Source organism: Herbidospora sp. RD11066, from assembly GCF_054661255.1.
Window position 1 is genome coordinate 69463 of record NZ_BAAGDO010000016.1, and the last position, 21810, is coordinate 91272.

24 protein-coding genes, 2 tRNA genes and 1 pseudogene are annotated in these 21810 nt (G+C 68.8%); 19 read left to right on the forward strand and 8 right to left on the reverse strand.

All coding sequences use genetic code 11. The annotated features are described in order from the left end of the window. The first annotated feature begins 9 nt into the window (after window positions 1-9). Together ACYQ78_RS37865 and ACYQ78_RS37870 are read left to right on the forward strand one after the other, a co-directional pair. Window positions 10-747, forward strand: a complete 738-nt coding sequence (locus ACYQ78_RS37865; RefSeq protein ID WP_459805817.1) for a GntR family transcriptional regulator — start codon at window positions 10-12, stop codon at window positions 745-747. After that, window positions 744-1574 (forward strand): phosphoribosylaminoimidazolesuccinocarboxamide synthase, encoded by an 831-nt coding sequence (locus ACYQ78_RS37870; RefSeq protein ID WP_459805818.1) that lies wholly within the window; start codon window positions 744-746, stop codon window positions 1572-1574. Before ACYQ78_RS37865 ends, ACYQ78_RS37870 begins: the two co-directional genes overlap by 4 nt. Here ACYQ78_RS37870 and ACYQ78_RS37875 read toward each other — a convergent pair. Next, on the reverse strand, window positions 1571-2110 hold the full coding sequence (locus tag ACYQ78_RS37875; RefSeq protein ID WP_459805819.1) for a hypothetical protein: 540 nt from the start codon (window positions 2108-2110) through the stop codon (window positions 1571-1573). The genes ACYQ78_RS37870 and ACYQ78_RS37875 overlap by 4 nt on opposite strands. Before the next feature lie 131 nt (window positions 2111-2241). Here ACYQ78_RS37875 and ACYQ78_RS37880 point away from each other — a divergent pair, with 131 nt between their 5' ends. After that, window positions 2242-2568: a VOC family protein gene (locus ACYQ78_RS37880; protein WP_459805820.1), complete on the forward strand. Its 327-nt coding sequence runs from the start codon at window positions 2242-2244 to the stop codon at window positions 2566-2568. 54 nt (window positions 2569-2622) lie between these two features. Continuing rightward, window positions 2623-4980, forward strand: a complete 2358-nt coding sequence (locus ACYQ78_RS37885; protein WP_459805821.1) for an ATP-binding cassette domain-containing protein — start codon at window positions 2623-2625, stop codon at window positions 4978-4980. Between the two features lie 125 nt (window positions 4981-5105). Here ACYQ78_RS37885 and ACYQ78_RS37890 read toward each other — a convergent pair whose 3' ends face one another. Continuing rightward, complete coding sequence (locus ACYQ78_RS37890) at window positions 5106-5282, reverse strand: hypothetical protein (protein ID WP_459805822.1); 177 nt, start codon at window positions 5280-5282, stop codon at window positions 5106-5108. Window positions 5283-5801: 519 nt separating this feature from the next. Between ACYQ78_RS37890 and ACYQ78_RS37895 the strand changes: the two genes are divergently transcribed. Continuing rightward, a complete protein-coding gene (locus ACYQ78_RS37895) occupies window positions 5802-7025 on the forward strand; it encodes an FG-GAP repeat domain-containing protein (RefSeq protein ID WP_459805823.1) in 1224 nt (407 codons plus the stop codon). Window positions 7026-7164: 139 nt separating this feature from the next. On the opposite strand, the gene ACYQ78_RS37900 is transcribed toward ACYQ78_RS37895, so the two are convergent. Further along, window positions 7165-7497, reverse strand: a complete 333-nt coding sequence (locus tag ACYQ78_RS37900) for a hypothetical protein (protein ID WP_459805824.1) — start codon at window positions 7495-7497, stop codon at window positions 7165-7167. A 60-nt stretch (window positions 7498-7557) separates the two neighbouring features. On the opposite strand from ACYQ78_RS37900, the gene ACYQ78_RS37905 reads away from it, so the two are divergent. Further along, a complete protein-coding gene (locus ACYQ78_RS37905) occupies window positions 7558-7743 on the forward strand; it encodes a hypothetical protein (protein ID WP_459805825.1) in 186 nt (61 codons plus the stop codon). 195 nt (window positions 7744-7938) lie between these two features. Here ACYQ78_RS37905 and ACYQ78_RS37910 read toward each other — a convergent pair whose 3' ends face one another. Beyond that, window positions 7939-8556: a hemerythrin domain-containing protein gene (locus ACYQ78_RS37910; RefSeq protein WP_459805826.1), complete on the reverse strand. Its 618-nt coding sequence runs from the start codon at window positions 8554-8556 to the stop codon at window positions 7939-7941. Window positions 8557-8656: 100 nt separating this feature from the next. Here ACYQ78_RS37910 and ACYQ78_RS37915 point away from each other — a divergent pair, with 100 nt between their 5' ends. From ACYQ78_RS37915 to ACYQ78_RS37960, 10 genes are all read left to right on the forward strand, one after another. Beyond that, window positions 8657-8836, forward strand: a complete 180-nt coding sequence (locus ACYQ78_RS37915) for a transposase (protein WP_459805827.1) — start codon at window positions 8657-8659, stop codon at window positions 8834-8836. Between the two features lie 53 nt (window positions 8837-8889). Then, window positions 8890-9333 (forward strand): hypothetical protein, encoded by a 444-nt coding sequence (locus ACYQ78_RS37920; RefSeq protein ID WP_459805828.1) that lies wholly within the window; start codon window positions 8890-8892, stop codon window positions 9331-9333. Between the two features lie 77 nt (window positions 9334-9410). Then, window positions 9411-9483: transfer RNA gene (locus tag ACYQ78_RS37925), tRNA-Thr, on the forward strand. Window positions 9484-9673: 190 nt separating this feature from the next. Next, a tRNA-Met gene (locus ACYQ78_RS37930) sits at window positions 9674-9747 on the forward strand. Between the two features lie 76 nt (window positions 9748-9823). Next, on the forward strand, window positions 9824-9988 hold the full coding sequence (rpmG, locus tag ACYQ78_RS37935) for a 50S ribosomal protein L33 (protein ID WP_030921771.1): 165 nt from the start codon (window positions 9824-9826) through the stop codon (window positions 9986-9988). 199 nt (window positions 9989-10187) lie between these two features. Beyond that, window positions 10188-10637, forward strand: a complete 450-nt coding sequence (locus ACYQ78_RS37940) for a MaoC family dehydratase N-terminal domain-containing protein (protein WP_459805829.1) — start codon at window positions 10188-10190, stop codon at window positions 10635-10637. A 2-nt stretch (window positions 10638-10639) separates the two neighbouring features. Then, complete coding sequence (locus ACYQ78_RS37945) at window positions 10640-11068, forward strand: MaoC family dehydratase (protein ID WP_459805830.1); 429 nt, start codon at window positions 10640-10642, stop codon at window positions 11066-11068. A gap of 20 nt (window positions 11069-11088) precedes the next feature. Beyond that, entirely contained in the window at window positions 11089-12159 is a 1071-nt protein-coding gene (locus ACYQ78_RS37950) for a hypothetical protein (protein WP_459805831.1), read from the forward strand. Window positions 12160-12169: 10 nt separating this feature from the next. Continuing rightward, complete coding sequence (locus ACYQ78_RS37955; protein ID WP_459805832.1) at window positions 12170-13198, forward strand: UDP-N-acetylmuramate dehydrogenase; 1029 nt, start codon at window positions 12170-12172, stop codon at window positions 13196-13198. Between the two features lie 184 nt (window positions 13199-13382). Beyond that, complete coding sequence (locus ACYQ78_RS37960) at window positions 13383-13955, forward strand: TMEM165/GDT1 family protein (RefSeq protein ID WP_459805833.1); 573 nt, start codon at window positions 13383-13385, stop codon at window positions 13953-13955. Here ACYQ78_RS37960 and ACYQ78_RS37965 read toward each other — a convergent pair. From ACYQ78_RS37965 to ACYQ78_RS37975, 3 genes and pseudogenes are all read right to left on the reverse strand, one after another. Further along, window positions 13945-16542: an ATP-binding protein gene (locus ACYQ78_RS37965; protein ID WP_459805834.1), complete on the reverse strand. Its 2598-nt coding sequence runs from the start codon at window positions 16540-16542 to the stop codon at window positions 13945-13947. The two genes, ACYQ78_RS37960 and ACYQ78_RS37965, sit on opposite strands and share 11 nt — an antisense overlap. A gap of 49 nt (window positions 16543-16591) precedes the next feature. After that, window positions 16592-16804: pseudogene (locus tag ACYQ78_RS37970) on the reverse strand (ATP-binding protein); the annotation flags it as partial. Window positions 16805-16894: 90 nt separating this feature from the next. Next, window positions 16895-17053 carry a hypothetical protein gene (locus ACYQ78_RS37975; RefSeq protein WP_459805835.1) on the reverse strand — a complete coding sequence of 53 codons (159 nt, stop codon included), beginning with the start codon at window positions 17051-17053 and terminating at the stop codon, window positions 16895-16897. Between the two features lie 229 nt (window positions 17054-17282). Here ACYQ78_RS37975 and deoC point away from each other — a divergent pair, with 229 nt between their 5' ends. From deoC to ACYQ78_RS37990, 3 genes are read left to right on the forward strand one after another with little or no spacing between them, the layout of a single operon-like run. Next, window positions 17283-18203 carry a deoxyribose-phosphate aldolase gene (gene deoC / locus ACYQ78_RS37980; protein ID WP_459805836.1) on the forward strand — a complete coding sequence of 307 codons (921 nt, stop codon included), beginning with the start codon at window positions 17283-17285 and terminating at the stop codon, window positions 18201-18203. Window position 18204: 1 nt separating this feature from the next. Then, window positions 18205-19632, forward strand: a complete 1428-nt coding sequence (locus ACYQ78_RS37985) for an aldehyde dehydrogenase family protein (RefSeq protein WP_459805837.1) — start codon at window positions 18205-18207, stop codon at window positions 19630-19632. Continuing rightward, the gene (locus ACYQ78_RS37990) at window positions 19629-20492 is read left to right on the forward strand and encodes an aldehyde dehydrogenase family protein (protein WP_459805838.1); all 864 of its coding nucleotides are present in this window, start codon (window positions 19629-19631) and stop codon (window positions 20490-20492) included. The genes ACYQ78_RS37985 and ACYQ78_RS37990 overlap by 4 nt, the downstream gene beginning before the upstream one ends. Here the strand turns inward: ACYQ78_RS37990 and ACYQ78_RS37995 are convergent. After that, entirely contained in the window at window positions 20489-21799 is a 1311-nt protein-coding gene (locus ACYQ78_RS37995) for an amidase (RefSeq protein WP_459805839.1), read from the reverse strand. The genes ACYQ78_RS37990 and ACYQ78_RS37995 overlap by 4 nt on opposite strands. Window positions 21800-21810 lie beyond the last annotated feature (11 nt).

Sequence of the window (21810 nt, forward strand, 5' to 3'; positions counted from 1 at the left end):
GGGAGTCGCATGTCTCCGAGCGTCGAACGGTCCGATCCGCCGTATGTCCAGGTCGTCAACCACATCCGGGGGCGGATCCGGTCGGGGGAGCTGAAAGAGGGCGAGACCATCCCCTCGGCCCGGCAGATCGCCAAAGACTGGGGCATCGCCCTGGCCACGGCGACCAAGGTCCTGGCCTCGCTGCGGTCGGAGGGCCTGGTCGAGGCGCTGCCCGGCCGGGGCACGATCGTGTCGACGGTGCGCAGGCACACCTCGCCGCGCGACCGGTTCCAGGCCATCCGCCTGGCCGACGAGACGGCGCGGATCATGGCGGCCGAGACGGCGGCGGCCCCGGAGCAGGTGGCCGACGCCCTCGGGCTGGCGCCGGGTGCGACGGTCATCCGGCGGCACCGGGTCACCATGAAGGCCGGGCGGCCGGTGTCGGCGTCCACCTCGTGGTTCGACGGCGCGCTGGCCGCGACGGCGCCGGAACTGCTGGTCGCCGAGAGGATCACGGCCGGCACCCTCGCGTACGTCGAGCGCCGCACCGGCCGGACCGCCGTGTCGGGACGCGACCAGCAGTGCGCGGACACGGCGGACGACCATGACGCCGAAGACCTGGGCGTTCCGCTCGGCACGACGGTGCTGCGCGGGCGGAACTGGGTCTACGACCAGGAAGGCGCCGTGCTGGAGTACGGCGAATACGTGACCGTGGCGGGCCGCTGGTCCACTTATGAGTACGGGCTCGAAAGGCAAGGAAACTCGTGAAGCTCATCCACTCCGGGAAAGTCCGGGACGTCTACGAAGACCGCGGCGACATCATCCTGGTCGCGTCCGACCGGGTCTCCGTCTACGACGTCATTCTGCCGACGCCGATCCCCGACAAGGGCAAGGTGCTCACCCAGCTGTCGTTGTGGTGGTTCGACCAGCTCAAGGACATCGTGCCGAACCATGTCATCTCGGCCACCGACGTCCCGGCCGAGTTCGAGGGCCGGGCGGTCCGCTGCCGGGCCCTGAAAATGGTCCAGGTCGAGTGCATCGCGCGCGGCTACCTGGCCGGGCTCGGGCTCAAGGAGTACGAGCGCGACCAGGCCGTCTCCGGAATCGCCCTTCCGGCGGGCCTTCTCGAAGGCTCTCAGCTGCCCGAGCCGATCTTCACGCCCACGACCAAGGCGCCGCTCGGCCAGCACGACGAGTTCATCACCTACGACGACGTCGTGACCCAGGAGGGGCGCGAGATCGCCGAGAACCTCCGTGACATCACGCTGCAGGTCTACAAGCGCGGCGCCGAGATCGCCCGCGAGCGCGGCGTGGTCATCGCCGACACCAAGCTCGAGTTCGGCTGGGACGCCGACGGCGTGCTCACCCTCGGCGACGAGGTGCTGACCTCCGACTCCTCCCGGTTCTGGCCCCTCGACGAGTGGGAGCCGGGCCGTCCGCAGTTCGCCTTCGACAAGCAGTTCGTGCGCGACTGGGCCGCCGGAACCGGCTGGGACAAGAAGGCCCCCGCCCCCGAGGTGCCGCAGGAGGTCGTCGACGTCACCCGGGCGCGCTACGTCGAGGCCTACGAGAAGATCACCGGCAGGAGCTTCTAACCGCTTTCGACCAGCTGGGCCGGCACCGGCACTTCGAGGAACTCCAGCAGCGTCGCCACCTCGCGGTCGAGTTCGACCCCGACGGCAGCGATGGCGGGGTTGCCGAAACCGGCGAACTGGCGGCTCGGCTGGTCGATGGCGAAGCGGGCGTAGCCGTCGGCGTGCTGGTAGATGGTCGTCCGCAGCGGCGCGTATTCCATCACGGCCGGGTCGTGGTGGAACATGCGCTGCGCGATGGTGTGGTTGCCCATCAGATATTGGACGCTCCGCCAGTGGTCGCCGGAGAGGGCGAAGATCGCCGAGTTGTCGAGCGTCCAGTAACGGATGAAGTCGTGCGGGGCGTTGCGGTCGGCGGCCCCGAGCACGGTCGACCAGTCGGCCTCCTCCTCGATGAGCTTCTCGAATCCTCCCCGGTCGAATTCCGGGACGGCCTCCTCGTAGCGGCGCCGGAACTCGTCGTAGGACAGACCGGTGTCGACGGTCAGCCGATGCGCCTCGTAGACGACGTCGGCCACGTGTTCTTCCAGGACGGTCATGGTCATCCCCCTTTCCTGTGTCAACGCCCCGCCGAGTCCGGTGAGTCCCATCGGTCAGTTTCGGAGAAGCGGGATCATTCCCGGCGCGGATAGCGTGAGCTGCAGGAAGTCACCGAGACAAAGGACCTGAGATGGCCATCAAGACCGTTCTTCACCCCGTCACCGACCTCGCCGCCGCCAAGGCCGTCTACTCCGCCCTGCTGGGCATGGAGCCGACGACCGACTCGCCCTACTACGTCGGTTACGAGGCCGACGGCCAGCAGATCGGCCTGGTCCCCAACAGCGACATGACCTCGCCGCTCGCCAACTGGCACGTCGACGACATCGAGGCCAAGATCGCCGAAGTCGTCGCCGCCGGGGCCACCCTCAAGTCGGGCCCCAAGAAGGTCGGCGGCACCCGGCTCGTCGCCACCGTCGTCGACCCCGACGGCAACGTGCTCGGCCTGATCCAGGACTGAAAAACGTCGGTGGGGCCGCGTACCCTCGTAGCGGCCGAGAGTCTGGGAGACACCATGAGCGACCACGCCGCCGACAGCCACGACCTGATCAGGGTCCACGGCGCGCGCGTCAACAACCTGAAAGACGTCAGCGTCGAGCTGCCGAAGCGCCGGCTCACGGTGTTCACCGGCGTCTCCGGCTCGGGCAAGAGCTCTCTGGTCTTCGGTACGGTCGCCGCGGAGTCACAGCGGCTGATCAACGAGACCTACAGCGCCTTCGTGCAGGGGTTCATGCCCTCGCTGGCGCGGCCGGAGGTCGACGTCCTCGAAGGTCTGACCACGGCGATCATCGTCGACCAGCAGCGCATGGGCGCCGACCCCCGCTCGACCGTGGGCACGGCGACCGACGCCAACGCGATGCTGCGCATCCTGTTCAGCCGCCTCGGGCAGCCCCACATCGGGTCGCCCAACGCGTTCTCCTTCAACGTCCCCTCGGTCACGTCGGCCGGGTCGATCACCGTCGCCAAGGGCACCGGCAAGACCGAGAAGCGCACGTTCAACCTGCTGGGCGGCATGTGCCCGCGTTGTGAGGGGCGCGGTTCGGTCTCCGACATCGACCTGAGAGAGATCTTCGACGAGACCAAGTCGATCTCCGAGGGCGCGATCACCGTGCCCGGCTACAAGGTCGACAACATCTGGACGGTCAAGATCTTCGCCGAGTCGGGGTTCCTCGACCCCGACAAGCCGATCAACAAGTACACCAAGAAGGAGCTGCACGACTTCCTCTACAAGGAGCCGACCAAGGTCAAGGTCGAGGGCATCAACCTCACCTACGAGGGGCTGATCCCCAAGATCCAGAAGTCGATGCTCTCGAAGGACAAGGAGGCGATGCAGCCGCACATCCGCGCCTTCGTCGAGCGGGCGGTGACCTTCACCTCCTGCCCCGACTGCGGCGGCACCCGCCTCGCCGAGCAGGCCCGCTCGTCGAGGATCAAGGGCGTCAACATCGCCGACGCCTGCCAGATGGAGATCCGCGACCTGGTCACCTGGGTCAGAAGTCTCGACGAACCGTCGGTCGCGCCCCTGCTGGAGAAGCTGTCCCACACGCTCGACTCGTTCACCGAGATCGGCCTCGGCTACCTGTCGCTCGACCGCCCTTCGGGCACCCTGTCGGGCGGCGAGGCGCAGCGCGTCAAGATGGTCCGCCACCTCGGCTCGGCCCTGACCGACACCACCTATGTCTTCGACGAGCCGACCACGGGCCTGCACCCCCACGACATCCAGCGCATGAACGACCTGCTGCTCCGCCTGCGCGACAAGGGCAACACGGTCCTCGTCGTCGAGCACAAGCCGGAGACCATCGTCATCGCCGACCACGTCGTCGACCTCGGCCCGGGTGCCGGCTCCGCGGGCGGCACGGTCTGCTTCGAGGGCACCGTCGAGGGCCTGCGCTCCAGCGGCACGATCACCGGCCGCCACTTCGACGACCGGGCCTCCCTCAAGGATTCCGTACGTGTGCCGAAGGGCAAACTGGAGATCCGCGGCGCCGAGGCCCACAACCTCAAGAAGGTCGACGTCGACATCCCGCTCGGGGTGCTCGTCGTGGTGACCGGGGTGGCCGGGTCGGGCAAGAGCTCGCTCGTCCACGGGTCGATCCCCCGTGGGGCGGGCGTGGTGTCGATCGACCAGGGGGCGATCAAGGGCTCGCGGCGCAGCAACCCCGCGACCTACACCGGCCTGCTCGAACCCATCCGCAAGATCTTCGCCAAGGTCAACGGGGTCAAGCCCGCCCTGTTCTCGGCCAACTCCGAGGGCGCCTGCCCGGCGTGTAACGGCGCCGGGGTCATCTACACCGACCTGGGGATGATGGCCGGGGTCGCGACCACATGCGACGAGTGCGAGGGCAAGCGGTTCGACGCGTCGGTCCTCGACTACAAGTTCGGCGGCAAGGACATCAGCGAGGTCCTCGCGATGTCGGTCGCCGAGGCCGAGGAGTTCTTCCGCGAGGGCGAAGGCAAGATCCCCGCCGCCCACGCGATCGTCGAGCGCCTGCTCGACGTGGGCCTCGGCTACCTGGGCATTGGCCAGACCCTCACCAGCCTGTCGGGCGGCGAGCGCCAGCGCCTGAAGCTGGCCACCCACATGGCCGAGAAGGGCGGCACCTACGTCCTCGACGAGCCCACGGCCGGCCTCCACCTGGCCGACGTGGAACAGCTGCTGGGCCTCCTCGACCGCCTGGTCGACTCGGGCAAGTCGGTCATCGTGGTGGAGCACCACCAGGCCGTGATGGCCCACGCCGACTGGATCATCGACCTGGGCCCCGGGGCCGGCCACGACGGCGGTCGCATTGTTTTCGAGGGGACTCCGGCGGAACTGGTGGCCAAGCGCTCGACGCTGACGGGGGAGCACCTGGCGGCTTACGTGGGGGCGTGAACCGTCCCTGGCGTGAGCTGATCTTGAGCGCTGGGTGGTGGTCATCGCTTGGGCTTGGGGGCGGGTGATCGTCCGCACCGTATGTCTGGCGGGGGCGTGAGCACCCCTAGAGCGTGTCCGTTGGATCACGCGTGGATCCATAACAGCGTGCTGACCAGGGTGATGCCGGCCTGGTAGTTGCGGGCGAGCTTGTCGTAGCGGGTGGCGATGCCGCGCCATCGCTTGAGTCGGTTGAAGCAGCGTTCGACGACGTTGCCGGTACCGGCGGCAGTTGATCGCGCGGTCGAGCAGCGGGTGGTCACAGAAGTGGTTTCACGACACGTCGGCCGACCAAGTGCTGAGGGATCGGCCTTGATGGCGGAGCATTCGGCGATTTCGGAGGGGGTGAAACGTCTCCATCGCGGGGTGCTCTTGACGTGGCGTAGGCGACGCCGTGGTGGGGGCGTGCGTGACTCGGGCGAACCACATCGATGCGGCAATCCCCGGGACCGTAGCGACCCAGGTGCCCTGGGAGCGTCTCGTGCTCATGGAGGCCCCGATCCCCGGTACCGAGGCTACGAGGAAAGCCTGTTCACCGGGGGCGCCTCCGGGCGTGGGTGTCGCGTGGGTCCGGGCTTCCGGTCGGCGGTTCATCTGGGGTTGCCAAATCGGGGGATTTGTCGGTGAGGCTATGGTGATCAGTTTATCGTGGCGCTGAAGTCGCTCTTTGTTGGTGGACGATCTTCTTCGCTGAAGATTCGATTTACTCGCCCGCCAAGTGTGACTACTTGGCTTTTTGTGAGTTCGCCAACCGGTGGGTCAAATCGGGCGTCCTTCCTTATATGGCACTGTGGAGAAAAGGTCTGGTCGTTAGTGTCGCCGTCGCGGCCGGGATCGCCTCGGTGGCGTCCCCCGCCGGGGCCGCGCCCAAGAAGCGTCCCGCGCTGGCCGGTGATGTCAACGGTGATGGCAGGGCCGATGTCATCGCGGGTGCGCCCCTGCTCAAGGCCGGTGGCAAGTCCGATGCCGGTGCCGTGGTCGTCTGGTTCGGGGGCACGAAGGTGTCGGCCAAGGCGCGGATCGCCACTTCGCCGAAGCCGATCGCGAAAGAGAATCTCGGGCAGGTGCTGGCGACCGCGGATTTCGATCGGGACGGTTATGCCGACGTCCTCGCGTCGGCTCGCAAGAAAATCGTCGTGTTGCGTGGTTCGGCCGCTGGCCTGCGGTTCTGGAAGTCGTTCGCCTGGCCGGTCACCAACGCTCCGATGCGGGCCGCCGACTTCAACGGTGACGGCTACGGTGACGCGGTCGTGCAGGGGAACAAGGAAATCGTCGTCTTCAAGGGTGGCGCCAAGGGATTGGTGAAGTCGGTCACGCTGAAGAACGGTGCGGCGAAATTCGGTGCCGTGCTCGCGGTCGGCGACGTGACCGGTGACAAGCGGCCCGATCTCGTGGCGACGAATTTCCGGCCCGCCTATCCGGAGCCCACCGGCCCGCAGCGGGTCACCGTCATCCCGGGGAACGCGAAGGGCCTGTCCATGTCGCGGGCGTGGTCGTTCGAGTCGGCCCGCAGGGACATCGTCGATGTCGTCGCGGGTGATTTCACGGGTGACGGGAAGGCCGATCTGGCGCTGGCCACTGGTGAGGGTGGAGTGCTCGTCCAGAAGAGTTCGGGGTCGGGGTTCGGGGCGCCGCAGGTTCTCTCTTTCGACTACTACCCCGCCGATCTCGCGGCGGGCGACGTGACCGGTGATGGACGCGCCGACCTGGCCGTGCACGTGTCGGCCGACAACCACGACTGGGCCGAGCTCTATTCGGGCACCTCGACCGGGGTGACCAAGAAAGCGTCCAGGAAGTACGACCGGGAGAACTACGAAACGCAGTTCGGCCGCTCGATGTGGATCGCCAACGTGGTCGGAGACACGAAAGCCGATTTCATCGCCGGCATGCCCGGTGTTTATGGGATAGGTGAAATCCATGTGCTCCCGAAGGGGAGCTACTCCGGTCTCCAAAGGCTGAAGTTGGGCTCGCGAGCCAGCGATGGGGTGGGTTTCAGCCTCCCCTAGTGACCCTAACCAAATGACTCCGGCGCGAATTTTCCCGGAGGCGCGGGGCCGCCTGGCCATGGCCGCGACCGCGCCTTCCGCGGGCACCGGTCTGAGCGCACCGCTGCCGTCTGGTCCGTCGATGCGGTCGTTGGCCAGGTCACCACTGCTCCGCGTACTTCCTGAGGCGGTTTCGGAGGTGTTTGGCGTCGCGTGGTGGCAGGACGGCCAAGGCCGCGAAGAGGATCTCGTCGACCTGGCTCATGTCAGGGCAGCAGGCGAGGTAACCGCAGCCGAAAGCGGGGTCGAACAGTCGCCGGTAGGGGTCGTGGATGATGTTCTGCCAGGCCTGACAGGCGTCGGAGACGGCCTCGGGCCAGAAGCGGTCGTGTTCCAGGCGGCCCAGGGCGACGCGGCCGCGGTAGGTGATGCCCGGCATGTCGGGAAGCGGCTCGTCGTAGGCGCGGGGGCGCGGTGGGTGCCTACGCGGCATGGGCCTTTCTGAAGATCGTCATATCGGAATTCTGTCAGCGCCCGTCCCTAAGATCCAGATATGCGAGACGGGCTCATCTGGTGGTCGACCGAGAAAGCGACGTTCGGCCTGGTCGTGCGGGGTGGGGTGGTCGTCGAGGCGGCGCCCTACGCGCGTCGATGGGCCCAAGGGCGGAAGGCCGAGGAGATCTTCGTGAAAGCGGGTCAGAACGCGAGTGTCTCCGTCCGGTGGATCCCGGAGCAATGACGGCATCATGGTGCGATTGCGGGCTCTAGGGCAGCTCGCACCATCCGTCGGAGATGTCCCGGTCGAGCTGGGGACGTTCCGTCAGCGGGCCGCCCACCTGGGCGACGTGGAGGCCGCGCGCGCACTTCGCGGCCGCCGCGGAGGCCGCCGAGCGGGTCGGCTCGCGGTTCTGGGGCGGAACGGGCCCGGGGGCGCTCAGCCGAAGATGAGTCGCTGGCGTCGTCGGTGACCGGGGCCCAGTAGGGCCAGCATCAGTGTGACGACCGGGCCGCCGATCCTCCGGATGTGGGTCATCTCCTCGGGGGTGGCGTACTGGCCGACCCAGCACAGGTCGAAGCGGATGTCGCCGCCCTTGCGGATCTGGTTCTCGGCCTCGGCCCAGTCCTTCTCGGTGACGTACTGGAGGATGACGGGGAAGATCCGGCGCTCCTCCGTCTCGATGTGCTCGTCCAGGAGCTCGGAGAGGCGCTGGAGCGCCAGGTGGAGGGGTTGGGCGCCGGCGCCGGTCGCGAAGGCCCTGGCGGCCGTGTCGGCCTCGTCCAGCAGCGGGTCGAGGAGCGAGTGGTCCTCGCTCAGGTCGGCCAGGTCGGCGGCGGCGCCTGCCGAGCGCTCGATGAGCGGCCAGACGATCTCGTCTTCACGCGTGTGGTGCTGGTGGATGGTGTGGGTGATCTGGCCCACGAAGCGGGCGATCGCCTGCGCGCGGGTCGGGGTGGTGGCCGCGAGGTGCTCGGTGAGGGCGACGAGTCGGTGCAGGTCGCCGCGCATGGCCCGGTGGATGATCCGGATGCCGGTCAGGTCTGGGGTCGTCATGCCTCAGAGGATGCGGCGCCGTGCTTGGTGTGGAACTGGGGCCGACTTGGTGGGGCACATGAGGCGAAATTGACGGTGCGGGACGCTAGTTTGTCGAGCTATGAGGAGTCGATGGGTGGGGCCCGACGGCTACGCGATCGTGCCCGGGTTGTTCGGGGAGCGTCAAGTGCTCCGCGTCGAACGGCATGGCCGCCACCTCGCCGACTGCTTCTCGGTCGAGGAGGTCGCCCGGTTCGTCGACCTGGCCGACCTCTGCGAAGTCGTGTCACTCAGGTCATAACAAACACCTCCAGGTAACGGTGATTTCCCGACCTGGGCGTTTACCGTCGAGACATGCGCCTGGTCACCCTGCTCGCCTTCTGCGTCGCGCTCGTCGCCTGCGGCTCCGCGACGCCGCCTGACGGCATCCCGAGCCCGACGCCGCCGCCCGCGTCCACGCCTGCGATCCAGAACGTGTACGTGCTCAACTTCTTCGGCGACGAGCAGGGCTCGCCCGCGATGAAGCCGGCCGACCTGGTGATCTCCGAGTTCTCCACGATGAACAAGCTCACCTGGGACAAGTGGGGGCCCGACACGGCCATAGGCCACGGCAAGCTGACCGGCAGCTGGTGCCTGCCCGACTGCCTCCAGGAACCCTACGACGCCAAGGTCACCCTGGCCTCGCCGACCAGCAAGGGGGGCCGCACCTACTTCACCAGCTACACGATCGAACCCGACGACCTCCAGTCGGCTCAGCAGCAGGGTGCCGACCTGATCGGGACCCTCCAGACGCCCTAGCCGATTGGATTTCGCATCCACTGCGCGGGACGTGTATGGTTTACCTGTCCGCGAACGCGAGAGCGAACGCAGGGCCCGCCCCTATAGCTCAGTCGGCAGAGCGTCTCCATGGTAAGGAGAAGGTCAACGGTTCGATTCCGTTTGGGGGCTCTAAAGCCATCAGGTCCTGTCCGATGAAATCGGGTGGGGCTTTTGGCTTGGCGGGTGAAAATCAAACCCCGCGAAAGTGATTTGGGGATTACTCGTAATTCCCGAAGCCCGTTCCCAGTGGAATACCACGTGTGTGGCAGTCGCGTGGGTCGGGTATCCTTGCGTGGCCGGTCAGTTTCGTCGGCCTCCAGGCGGAGTAGCTCAGTCAGGCAGAGCAAACGGCTCATAATCGTTGTGTCGCCGGTTCAAGTCCGGCCTCCGCTACTACCCTTCCGGGCTCCCTTTCATTAGGGGCCGGTTTGGGTTGTCCGTAGTCCCAGACGTAGAAAGGCACTCCCACGTGGCTGCCACCGACGTTAGGCCGAAGATCACGCTGGCCTGCCAGGAGTGCAAGCACCGCAACTACATCACGCGGAAGAACCGGCGCAACGACCCGGATCGGCTTGAGCTGAAGAAGTACTGCCCCAACTGCAAGACTCACCAGGCTCACCGCGAGACCCGCTAATTCTGTAGTAGTTCAGCGAACACCCGGCGGCCCCCCAGCCGTGGGTGCGGTGCTCGTTCTCACGCGAAACCGGCGACGCCACTTAAGGGCCGCCGGTTGTTCGCGTTTCCCTTGGCGCTTCTTACTCGGTTATCAGGCCGTTCGGTCGTACGGTAGAACTGGTCGTCCAGAATCCTGATCACCCCGCAAGGAGCGCCCGATGGCGTTGAACCGCGACTTCATTGGGCGGGCGTACTCGTCGCCGACGCCCTACGAGGTCAGCCGTCTGAAGATCAAGGAGTTCGCCGCCGCCATCGGCGACGCGAACCCGATCTACCGCGACGCCGAGGCCGCCAAGGCCGCCGGGCATCCTGACGTGGTCGCCCCGCCGACCTTCCCGATCGTCTTCGCCCTCGCCGGTGCCGGTGAGGGGCTCAACGACCCCGAATTCGGGCTCGACTGGGCGATGGTCGTCCACGGTGAGCAGCGGTTCACCTATGACCGGCCCATCTACGCCGGTGACCAGCTGTTGTGCACCTCGACGATCTCCGAGATCCGCTCGGTGGGCCGCAACGAGTTCGTGACCGTCCGCGGCGACGTCACCACGCTCGACGGCGAGCCCGTCTGCACCAGCTTCAACGTCATCGTCGAGCGGGGAGGGGCGAAGTAGCCATGGGCGCCACGATCAAGTGGGACGAGGTCGAGCAGGGCCAGGAGCTGCCCGCGGCCGAATACAACGTGCAGCGCGTCAACCTGGTGATGTACGCCGGGGCGTCCGGCGACTTCAACCCCATCCACTGGAACGAGCGGTTCGCCAAGTCGGTCGGCCTGCCCGACGTGATCGCCCACGGGATGTTCACCATGGCCCAGGGTGGCCGCTACGTCACCGACTGGGCCGGCGACCCGGGCGCCGTCGTCGACTACGGCGTGCGGTTCTCGTCGATGGTCGTCGTGCCCGACGACGACGCCGGTGCCACGATCACCGTCTCGGGCCTCATCGAGGAGAAGCTCCCCGACAAGCGCGTCGTGGTCGTGCTGACCGCCAAGTCGGGCGACTCGCGGGTGCTGTCCAAGGCCAGGGCGGTTGTTCAGCTCGTCTGATCCCGGGTAGCGCTCCTTAAGTGAGCCAACCACCGCGTAACGTCGTCGAGATCGCCCAGCGCCGCGTCGCGGCCCGTGCCGACAGGGACTTCGAGGCGGCCGACCGGCTGCGCCAGGAGCTCGTCCGCGCGGGCTGGGACGTCTACGACACGCCCGGCGGCGGCTTCGAGCTGACCGAACGCCCCCACTACGAGGTGTGGCCGTCGGTCCGGTCGATCCCGGTGTCCTCGATCGTCGAGGGCCGTCCGCCCGGCGATCCCGACCCGAAGTCGACCGTGCCCTATCCGGGGTCGATCACCGAGACCGCGCTGAACGACGCCGGCACTCCGTCGATGGCCGCCTCGCAGGCCCTGTGGGACGGCGCGATCGCGACCTCCCGGGTCGACCGCCAGATCGACATCCCCAAACTGACCGCCTCGGTCGCGCTGCTGGTCGACGGGTGGCCCGACGACCTGCGGGCCTGCGTCGCGGCGCTGCTCGCGCACAGCGACGCCGGGGTCATCGCGCTCGACCTGGGCAACGTCGACGGCGCCGGAGACGTCCTGCACGAACTGGCCGAGGCCAACCCCGACCGGGTCAGGGCCTGGCACGTCGCCGAGAAACCCCACTGGGCCGGGGGCACCGCCGAGTGGGGCCCGGCGCGCACCAAACTTCTTCAGCTCGACACGGCCGACGTCCACGTGGTCATGGAGACGTCCACGATCCTCGAAGGCGACGCGATCCGGCCGCTGCTGCGGGCGCTGGAGATTCCCGACGTGGTCGGCGCCGGGTGGAAGGGCGTGGAACCCGAGCCCGGCGGCACCGAGTGGCGCGACGCGGGCGGCGGCGAGGTTCCGGCGCTGCTCGGTTATCTGTTCGCGGTCAACCGGGCCAAGGCGCTGGGGGTCGGCGGGTTCCCGGAGCACGCGCGCTTCTACCGCAACGCCGATCTCGAGTTCTCGCTGATGCTGCCGGGGCGTCTGGTCGTACCGGAGAAGGATCTTCCGGTCCGACAGGCCCGGCACCGGGGGTATTTCGACACCGACGCCCGCTACCGCGACGAGGAGTCGAAGCGGACCTACGACAGAGTCCTCGATCTGCTGCGCCGTTAGGCTGGCGGGCATGGAAGAGGGGGTGCGGCTGGCGCCGTACACGACGTTGCGGGTGGGCGGGAACGCGCGGGCCTTCGTGACCGCCGAGACCGATGAGCGGCTCGTCGAGCTGGTCTCGGACGCCGACCGGCGAGGTGAGCCCGTGCTGATCCTGGGCGGGGGGAGCAATCTCGTGCTCTCCGACGCCGGGTTCGACGGTCTCGTGGTGAAGGTCGGCACGCGCGGGGTCGCGATCTTCGGCGGCCTGGTGACGGCGGCGGCGGGGGAGGACTGGGATCCGCTCGTCGAGCGCTGCGTGGCCGAAGGGCTGTCGGGGATCGAGTGCCTGTCGGGCATCCCCGGGCTGGTCGGCTCGACCCCGATCCAGAACGTGGGCGCCTACGGGCAGGACGTCTCGCAGACCATCGTGGCCGTGCGGGTCTACGACCGGCTGATGGGGGAGACGCTCGACCTGCCCGCCGAGCAGTGCGGGTTCGCCTATCGCGACAGCGCCTTCAAGCACTCCCTCGACCGGTTCGTGGTGCTGTCGGTGACCTACAGCCTGAAGACCGACGGTCTCTCGCAGCCCGTGGCGTACGCAGAACTGGCCAAGAACCTCGGTGTCGCGCCCGGCGAGCGGGTGCCGCTGGCGCAGGCCCGCGCGAAGGTGCTCGAACTGCGCAGGGGCAAGGGCATGGTCCTCGATCCGGACGATCCCGACACGATCAGCGCCGGGTCGTTCTTCACCAACCCGATCCTGGGCAAGGCGCAGGCCGACGCCCTGGAGGAGCTGGCCCCCGGCTACCCGCGCTGGCCCGCCGACGACGGCGCCGTGAAGGTCCCGGCCGCCTGGCTGATCGAGCAGGCCGGGTTCCACAAGGGCTATGCGCGCGGCGCGGTCCGGCTGTCCACCAAACACACCCTCGCCCTCACCAACCCCACAGGTCGGGCGTCCGCCGACGAGCTTCTGCAGCTTGCCCGGGAAGTCCGAGATGGGGTCAAAGCGAAGTTCGGGGTGACCCTGGTGAATGAACCCGTGATGATAGGCGTTAGTCTGTGAGACAGCCCGAAGGGGAGTAGTCCACAACGCCGCTGGTCGACACACTGACGCATCTGCGTCCGGCCGCGGAGGCCTGTATGGCGGACGAGACCTTCGGCCCGACAGTGTTTTATCGCTGCCGGGCCGAAGTGATGCTCCCCGGCGGAACTCGGCCCGGTCGCGCTGATGCGAAAGGCGACCCCGAGTGGATGCGTTCTGGATCTCCCTCGCCGTGATCTTCGTGGCGGAGCTGGGAGACAAAAGCCAGCTCATGGCGATGACCTTCGCCACCAGGTTCCGGCCTCTTCCGGTCCTGGCCGGCATCACGATCGCGACGACCGTCGTCCACCTTTTCTCCGTCGCCATCGGCGGCCTCGTCGGCGACCACCTGCCGACCACCGCGATCTCCATCGTGGCCGGCATCGCGTTCCTGGGCTTCGCCGCCTGGACGCTGCGCGGCGACTCCCTCACCGACGAGGAGGCCGAGAAGGCCAAGCGGGCGACCAAGTCGGTGCTGCTGGCCGTGACGGTGGCGTTCTTCCTGAGCGAGCTCGGCGACAAGACGATGCTCGCCACGATCACCCTGGCCACCCAATATGGCTGGCTCGGCACCTGGATCGGCTCGACGGTCGGCATGGTGGCCGCCGACGCGCTGGCCATCGTCGTCGGCGGGCTGCTGGGCAAGCACCTGCCGGAGAAGTGGATCAAGTACGGCGCCGCCGCCGCGTTCGCCGTCTTCGGTGTGCTCCTGCTGCTGGAGCCGCTGATCAGTTCGTGAACAGCGACAGGCGGTGGGCCGCCGCGGCGGCCTCGCCCCTGGTCGAGACGCTCAGCTTGGCCAGGATGTTCGAGACGTGGACGCTGGCGGTCTTCGCGGAGATCGTCAGCGTCTGGGCGATGTCGCGGTTCGACCGGCCCTCGGTCAGCAGCCGCAGCACCTCGACCTCGCGCGGGGTCAGCAGCGCGGTCGTCTCGGCCGGGGCGTCGGTCAGCGCGATGCCCGAGCGGCGGGCCAGCACCTCGACCTGGTCGATCATGGGGACGGCCCGCAGGCCGGTCGCGATGGCGTGGGCCTCGCGGAGCCGGACGGCGACGGCGTCCCTCTCCAGCCCGTGGGCGGCCATGATCAGGTTGCGGGCCCGCTGGTAGGGCCGCTTCACCATGGCCCAGCAGGTCGCGGCGGCGTCGAACTCCCCGTGGCACTCCCGCTCGTAGGCCTGGCCGACGGGGCCCTTGGCGTGCATCGCGGCCCGGAACTCGTCGGCCTTGGCCCGCAGGGCGGTGGCCCGGTTCGGGCTGACCGGCAGGGCGGCGTCGCTCACCCGGTAGGTCATCGCGAGCAGGCGCCAGCCGAGCATCGGCTTGCGGGACAGCGGCCAGCTGTTGAGCGCCTCCTCGGCCCTGGTCAGCGCGGCTTCCGGGTCGCCGGTGAGCAGGTGCCACTGGAGGGCGACGCGGGCGTTGAGGGTGCGTTCCTGGGTGTACTCGGCGGTGCGGCCGGACAGCGCGCCCACCTCGGTCAGGTCGGTGAGGGCCTGCTCCCGCTCGCCGCGGGCCATCTCGATCTGCACGCGCACGCGGAGCAGGTGCCACCGGTTGAGCGGGGACGGGTCGAGCATCAGCGATCTGTTGATCACGTCGAGCGCTTCGTCCCAGCGGCCGAGCGATTCGAGGGCCTCACATCGGTTGTTGGCGATGAAGACGCCGTGGCTGCGGTAGCGGCCGTATTCGCGGGCCAGTTTCTCGGCCTCGACGGCCAGGTCGACGGCCTCCTCGGAACGGCCGAGGTTCTCGAGCGCGTCGACGTTGTTGGCCAGCGCCCGCAGCACCACCCGGCCGCTCTTCAGGCGGGTGCCGATCGCCTGGGCTCGGGAGTTGACGGCCAGCGCCGCCTCCAGGTCGTCGTTGATCGAGTGACCCAGCGACAGGTTGATCAGGAGGTCGGCCTCCTGGCACTCGTCGCCCATCTCGCGGGCGATGCGCAGCGCCTCGGTGGTGAGCGCGGTGCCCTCGACGATCTGGTCGGCCTTGATCAGCAGGGTGCCGAGGCGGGTCAGCACCAGGGTCCGGGTCTCGCTGGGAGTGGGTACCAGCCGTTCGGCCCGTCTGAGGTGTTCGATGGCGCCGGTGCGGCCGCGTTCCATCTTGCAGCTCGCCATCCGGACCAGCAGTGCGGCGACCCGCTCGGGCGCGGTGTCGTCGTCGAGTTCGGCCAGCGCGGCCTTCACGTATTTGAGCGCCCGGTCGACGTCGCCGGCCGCGTAGGCGCCCTCGGAGGCGCGTTCGAGCACGGTGGTGTGGTCGGCGCCGATGCGCTGCGCGGCATCGGGCACCTTGTCCCAGAGCGTCAGCACCCGTTCGAGCAACTGCACTTTCTCCGTGTACGCGAACGCCTTCGTCGCCTTCTCGGAGGCCTCCCAGGCCGAGACGAGCGCCCACAGGTCGTCTCTGGCCGAATGCCAGTGGTGGGCGATCTCGATCGCCGCCCGGCCGGGCGGCACGAGAGCGCGGTCGCGGTCGATCTCCTGCGCGAACCGGGCGTGCAGCCGGGCGTGCTCACCGGGCAGCAGTTCGTCGTGGACGGCCTCGCGGATCAGCGCGTGCCGGAAGGTGTAGCCGCCGTCGGCCACCTGGAGCACGTTGCGCGCCACGGCGGGCCTGATCGCGTCTTCGACGTCGGACTCCGACAGGCCGCTGACGGCGCAGAGCAGGGGATGGCCGACCCGGTTGCCGCCGGCCGCCGCGATGCGCAGCAGCCGCTGGGTCTCCTCGGGCAGGCGCTCGACCTGGGCGATGATCAGGTCGTGCAGCGACTCGGGCAGGTTGCCGTCGTGGCCGCAGTCGAGCAGCGCCTCCACGAACAGCGGGATCCCGGCGCTGCGGTCGAAGATGGCCGACACCCGGCCGTAGGCGGGGATCGTGCCGAGGATCCCGGCCATCTGCCGGGCCACCTCGTCTTCGGTGAAGCGGGGCACCTCGACCTTGGTGATGCCGTCGACCCTGGTCAGCTCGGCGAGCACCGGGCGGAGCGGGTGGGTGCGGTGCAGTTCGTCCGACCGGTAGGTCAGCACCATGAGCATCGGCATCGCCGACACGTTGCGGCTCAGAAATGCAATAAGGTCGCGGCTCGACCGGTCGGCCCAGTGGACGTCCTCGATGACCAGGACCATCGGGCGCCGCTCGGCCAGCCGTTCGAGCAGCGTGAGGATCTGCTCGAACAGGCGGGCCCTGGCCGTGTCGGTCTCGACGTCGCCGCTCGGCTCGCCGAACTCCGGCAGCAGCCGGGCCAGGTCTCTGGCCGCGCCCTCGGGCAGCAGCGCCGCGACGTCCGCGGCCCCCATGTCGCGGACGAGCTGGCGCAGCACCGCCGTGAAGGGCGCGTAGGCCAGACCCTCGGTGGACAGCTCGACACAGCCGCCGGCGAAGACCCTGCGCCCCCTGGGCGGCGGCCTGCTCGGCGAACCGGGTGACCAGCCGGGTCTTGCCGACCCCCGCCTCGCCGCCCACGAGGACGGCGGCGGCGGCCTGTTTTCGGGCCTGGTCGAAGATCTCCCCGAGCTGCTCCAGCTCGGTCTCCCGTCCGACGAAGACGGGGCTAGCGGCCCGACCCATCATGTCGTCCAGCATGTCACGCCTACTCGATGAGATTCGCGCCTATTTATGGGGGTTGAGATGCCGGGCCGGGAGGGAGGTTCCGGCCCGGCATCTTGTCGCGCGTCACAGCGCCCGGAACTTGCCGAGGCTGGCCCGGAGGCGGTGATGCCCCCCGCGCTCGCGCGCCTTTTCCGCCTCCCTGACGCGGCGGTAGCTGGTCGCCTCGTCCTGGAGCTCGGCGACCCGGTTGAGGATGATCTGGTAGTGCAGTTCGGGACTCATCTGAGTTCTCCTTCTTTCCCCGTGTTTCTTTCTTTGTGTCTCTAGGTTCCGGCTAAGACCCCCTCTCAGGCATCGGGCGGATGCCCTATCTCGTAGGGCATGCGCGGGTATCCGTACCTAAGACCCGCTTAGGCGGGTTGTGAGATGTGCCAAAAACGGGGGCGCAGTGTCGTGAGCACCCGGTTTGGCGGTATTCCCCAAGGTCGGCGATGCTGGGGAGGTGTCAACTGTGACTGCCTCGACGAATGCCTCGCTGCGGGCCTTCCTGCACGGTCTGCCCGGTGTCGACCGGGTCGGAGCCGATGCCAGGGCCGCGATGCTGGGCACCCGATCGATCAAGACGTCCGCCAAACGCCAGGCCATCGACATGGCCATCTCCATGGTCGACCTCACGACCCTGGAGGGCGCCGACACCCGGGGCAAGGTCCGGGCGATGTGCGCGAAGGCCGTCCACCCCGATCCGACCGACTCCTCGGTGCCGTCCGTCGCGGCGGTCTGTGTCTACCCCGACCTGGTGGCCGAGGCGCGCGACGTCGTGGGCTCGTCGGGGGTGAAGGTGGCCTCCGTCGCCACCGCGTTCCCCAGCGGGCGCTCGACCCTTGAGGTGAAGGTGTCCGACACGGCGTTCGCCGTCGCGGCCGGGGCCGACGAGATCGACATGGTCATCGACCGTGGCGCGTTCCTGTCCGGTGACTACCTGAAGGTCTTCGAGGAGATCCAGGCGATCAAGGCCGCCTGCGGTGAGGCCCACCTCAAGGTGATCCTGGAGACCGGCGAGCTGGCCACCTACGACAACGTGCGCCGGGCCTCGTGGCTGGCGATGCTGGCCGGGGGAGACTTCATCAAGACGTCCACCGGCAAGGTCCAGCCCGCCGCCACGCTGCCGGTGACGCTGGTCATGCTGGAGGCGGTGCGCGACTTCCTGGCCGTCGAGGGCCGCAAGGTGGGTGTGAAGCCGGCCGGCGGGATCAAGACGACCAAAGACGCGATCAAGATGCTCGTGCTGGTCAACGAGACCGCGGGGCCCGACTGGCTCGACCCCGACTGGTTCCGGCTCGGCGCGTCGTCGGTGCTGAACGACCTGCTGATGCAGCGCCAGAAGCTCACCACCGGCCGTTACGCCGGCCCCGACTACTTCACCCTGGACTGAGATGATCTTCGAGTACGCACCGGCGCCCGAGTCGCGCGATGTCGTCGACATCAAACCGTCGTACGGGCTGTTCATCAACGGCGAGTTCGTCGACGGGTCGGGGACCCCCTTCAAGACCATCAACCCCGCCTCCGAGGAGACCCTGGCCGAGGTCGCCTCCGCGACCGAGGCCGACGTCGACCGGGCCGTGCAGGCGGCCAGGAAGGCGTTCGGCGTCTGGTCGTCGCTGCCCGGCTCCGAGCGGGCCAAATATCTGTTCCGGATCGCCCGGATCATCCAGGAACGCGCCCGTGAGCTGGCCGTCCTCGAATCGCTCGACAACGGCAAGCCGATCCGCGAGTCGCGCGACGTCGACCTCCCCCTGGTCGCCGCGCACTTCTTCTACTACGCGGGCTGGGCCGACAAGCTCGAATACGCCGGTTACGGCACCACGCCGCTCGGCGTCGCCGGGCAGGTCATCCCGTGGAACTTCCCGCTGCTCATGCTGGCCTGGAAGATCGCGCCCGCGCTGGCCTGCGGCAACACCGTCGTGCTGAAGCCGGCCGAGACCACGCCGCTGACCGCGCTGCTGTTCGCGGAGATCTGCCAGCAGGCCGACCTGCCGCCGGGCGTGGTCAACATCGTGACCGGCGCGGGGGAGACCGGCGCCGCAGTCGTCGGCCACCCCGACGTCGACAAGGTCGCCTTCACCGGGTCGACCGAGGTCGGGCGCCTGATCGCGCGCTCGGTCGCCGGATCGTCCAAGAAGGTGACGCTCGAACTCGGCGGCAAGGCCGCCAACATCGTCTTCGACGACGCCGCCATCGACCAGGCGGTCGAGGGCATCGTGACCGGCATCTTCTTCAACCAGGGGCACGTCTGCTGCGCCGGGTCGCGGCTGCTGGTCCAGGAGTCGGTGGCCGAGGAACTGCTGTCCTCGCTGAAGCGGCGGCTGTCGACGCTGCGGCTCGGTGATCCGCTCGACAAGAACACCGACATCGGGGCGATCAACTCGGCCGCCCAGCTGGCCAAGATCCAGGAGCTGTCCTCCTCCGGTGAGAGCGAGGGGGCCGAGCGGTGGTCGCCCGCGTGCGCGCTGCCGGACAAGGGGTTCTGGTTCCCGCCGACCGTCTTCACCGGGGTCTCGCAGTCGCACCGGATCGCCCGCGAGGAGATCTTCGGGCCGGTGCTCTCCGTGCTGACCTTCCGGACTCCGGCCGAGGCCGTCGAGAAGGCGAACAACACGCCCTACGGGCTGTCGGCCGGTGTCTGGACGGAGAAGGCGTCGCGGATGCTGTGGATGGCGTCCAGGCTGCGGGCCGGGGTCGTCTGGTCGAACACGTTCAACAAGTTCGACCCCACCTCGCCGTTCGGCGGGTTCAAGGAGTCGGGGTACGGGCGTGAGGGCGGTCGCCACGGGCTCGAGGCGTACCTGAAGGAGATCTCGTGAGCGAGCGGCTGTCGGTACGGAAGACGTACAAGCTGTACATCGGCGGTGCGTTCCCTCGGTCGGAGAGCGGGAGGTCGTACGCCGTGACCGGCGCCAAGGGCGAGTTTCTGGCCAACGCGTCCAAGGCGTCCCGCAAGGACCTCCGGGACGCCGTGGCCTCCGCCAGGAAGGCCTTCCCGGGGTGGTCGTCGGCGACCGCCTACAACCGGGGGCAGATCATCTACCGGATCGCCGAGATGCTGGAGGGACGCCGGGCGCAGTTCGTGTCCGAGGTCGCCGAGGCCGACGGCGTGTCCGGGAAGAAGGCCGGAGAGCTCGTCGACGCCGCCGTCGACCGGCTGGTCTGGTACGCCGGGTGGTCCGACAAGATCACTTCTCTGCGGGGGTCGTCCAACCCCGTCGCCGGGCCCTACTTCAACCTGTCGACGCCCGAGCCGACCGGGGTGGTCGGGATCGTGGCGCCGCCGATGGGGCCGCTGTTCGGGCTCGTGTCGGTGATCGCGCCGGTGATCGTGACGGGGAACACGTGCGTGGTGCTCGCCTCCGAGCGGGCGCCGCTGCCCTCCATCACCCTGGCTGAAGTGCTCGCCACCTCCGACCTGCCGGGCGGGGTGGTGAACATCCTGACCGGGTCGGCCGCCGAGATGGCGCCGTGGATGGCGGGGCACATGGACGTCAACGGGCTCGACCTCACCGGGGCCGACGCCGAGCTGGCGCAGAAGTGCGAGGAACTGGCGGCGGAGAACCTGAAGCGGGTGCTGCGGCCCAACGGGAAGACCGACTGGGCGGCGAACCCGGGAACCGGGCGGATGACGGCGTTCCTGGAGACCAAGACGGTCTGGCACCCGATCGGGATCTAGGAGACGACCGCACAACGCTGCCACGGCCTGGCGCGCTCCAGATAGCCCGCCAGGCTGAGCAGCATGCCCTCGCCATCCGGTGGGGCGATCAGCTGGATGCCGATCGGCAGGCCAGAGCTGTGGCGGCCGAACGGCAGGGTCATCGCTGGCCAGCCCGCCATGTTCCACGCCCCCGTCAGCGGCGCGTACGTGATGTTCTTGTAGGCGTTCCCGGCCATCCCCTTCGACGCCCACCCCTCGGGCGAGGGCGGCAGGTGGGCGATGGTCGGGGTGATGAGCACGTCGGCCTCGCCGAACCACAGGTCGGCGCCGTTGGCGCGCCAGTCGTCGCGGCCGCGTGAGCCGTCGCGGTGGGTCTTCTGGAGGAAGCGGCCCACGCGGGCCATCGAGCGGGTGCGGCCCTCGAGTTTGCGCTGGTCGAGGTCGTGGGAGTCGGCGGCGGCGCAGGAGAACCAGGCCGCGATGGTCGACCAGCCCAGCGACATGGGGAAGCGCCGGCCGTGGTCGACGACCGTGTGACCGGCCTCGCGCAGGGTCGCCCCGGCCGCGCGGGCGGCCTCCTGGAATTCGGCGTCGACCGAGAATCCCGGGGGGAGCGGGTTGGGGGCGACGGCGATGCGGAGGTCTTCGGCCTCGGGGAGGATCGGGGTGCCCGTCATCACGGTCAGGGCCAGGACGCAGTCGTTGACGCTGGTCGTCAGCGGGCCGTTCTCGGCCATCGCGAACCAGTCGTGCGGTGGGGGTTCGAGCAGGCCGTGGCCGGGTTTGAGGGCGACGACCCCGCAGCACGCCCCCGGGATGCGTAAGGATCCCAGGCCGTCGTTTCCCAGGGCCAGCGGGACCATTCCGGCGGCCACGGCGGCGGCGCCGCCTCCGGAGGATCCGCCGGCGGTCCGGCCGGGGTCCCAGGGGTTGCGGGTGTCGGCGAAGCCGTACAGGCAGAGTTCGGGGACCTTCGTCTGGCCGACCACTATCGCGCCCGCCGCGCGCAGGCGGGCGACCACGGCGTGGTCGTCCACAGCCGGTGGGCCGATGTCGGCGAGGGAGCCGTTCGTGGTGTTCTGCCCGGCCACGGCCACGTTGTCCTTGATGGCCACCGGCACTCCGGCCAGGGGGAGGTCGGGGCGGTATCCGAGGGACTTCGCCTCGGCCATCGCGGTGTCGGCGAGCACGGTGCGGAAGGCGCCTACACCGCTGTCACGTGCGGCGATGGCTTCCAGGTGGTCGGCCACGACCTGCTCGGCGGAGGCCTCGCCGGTGCGCACGGCATCGGCTATCTCCACGGCGGTACGTCCGGCCCACGACATTTCTCGAGTCT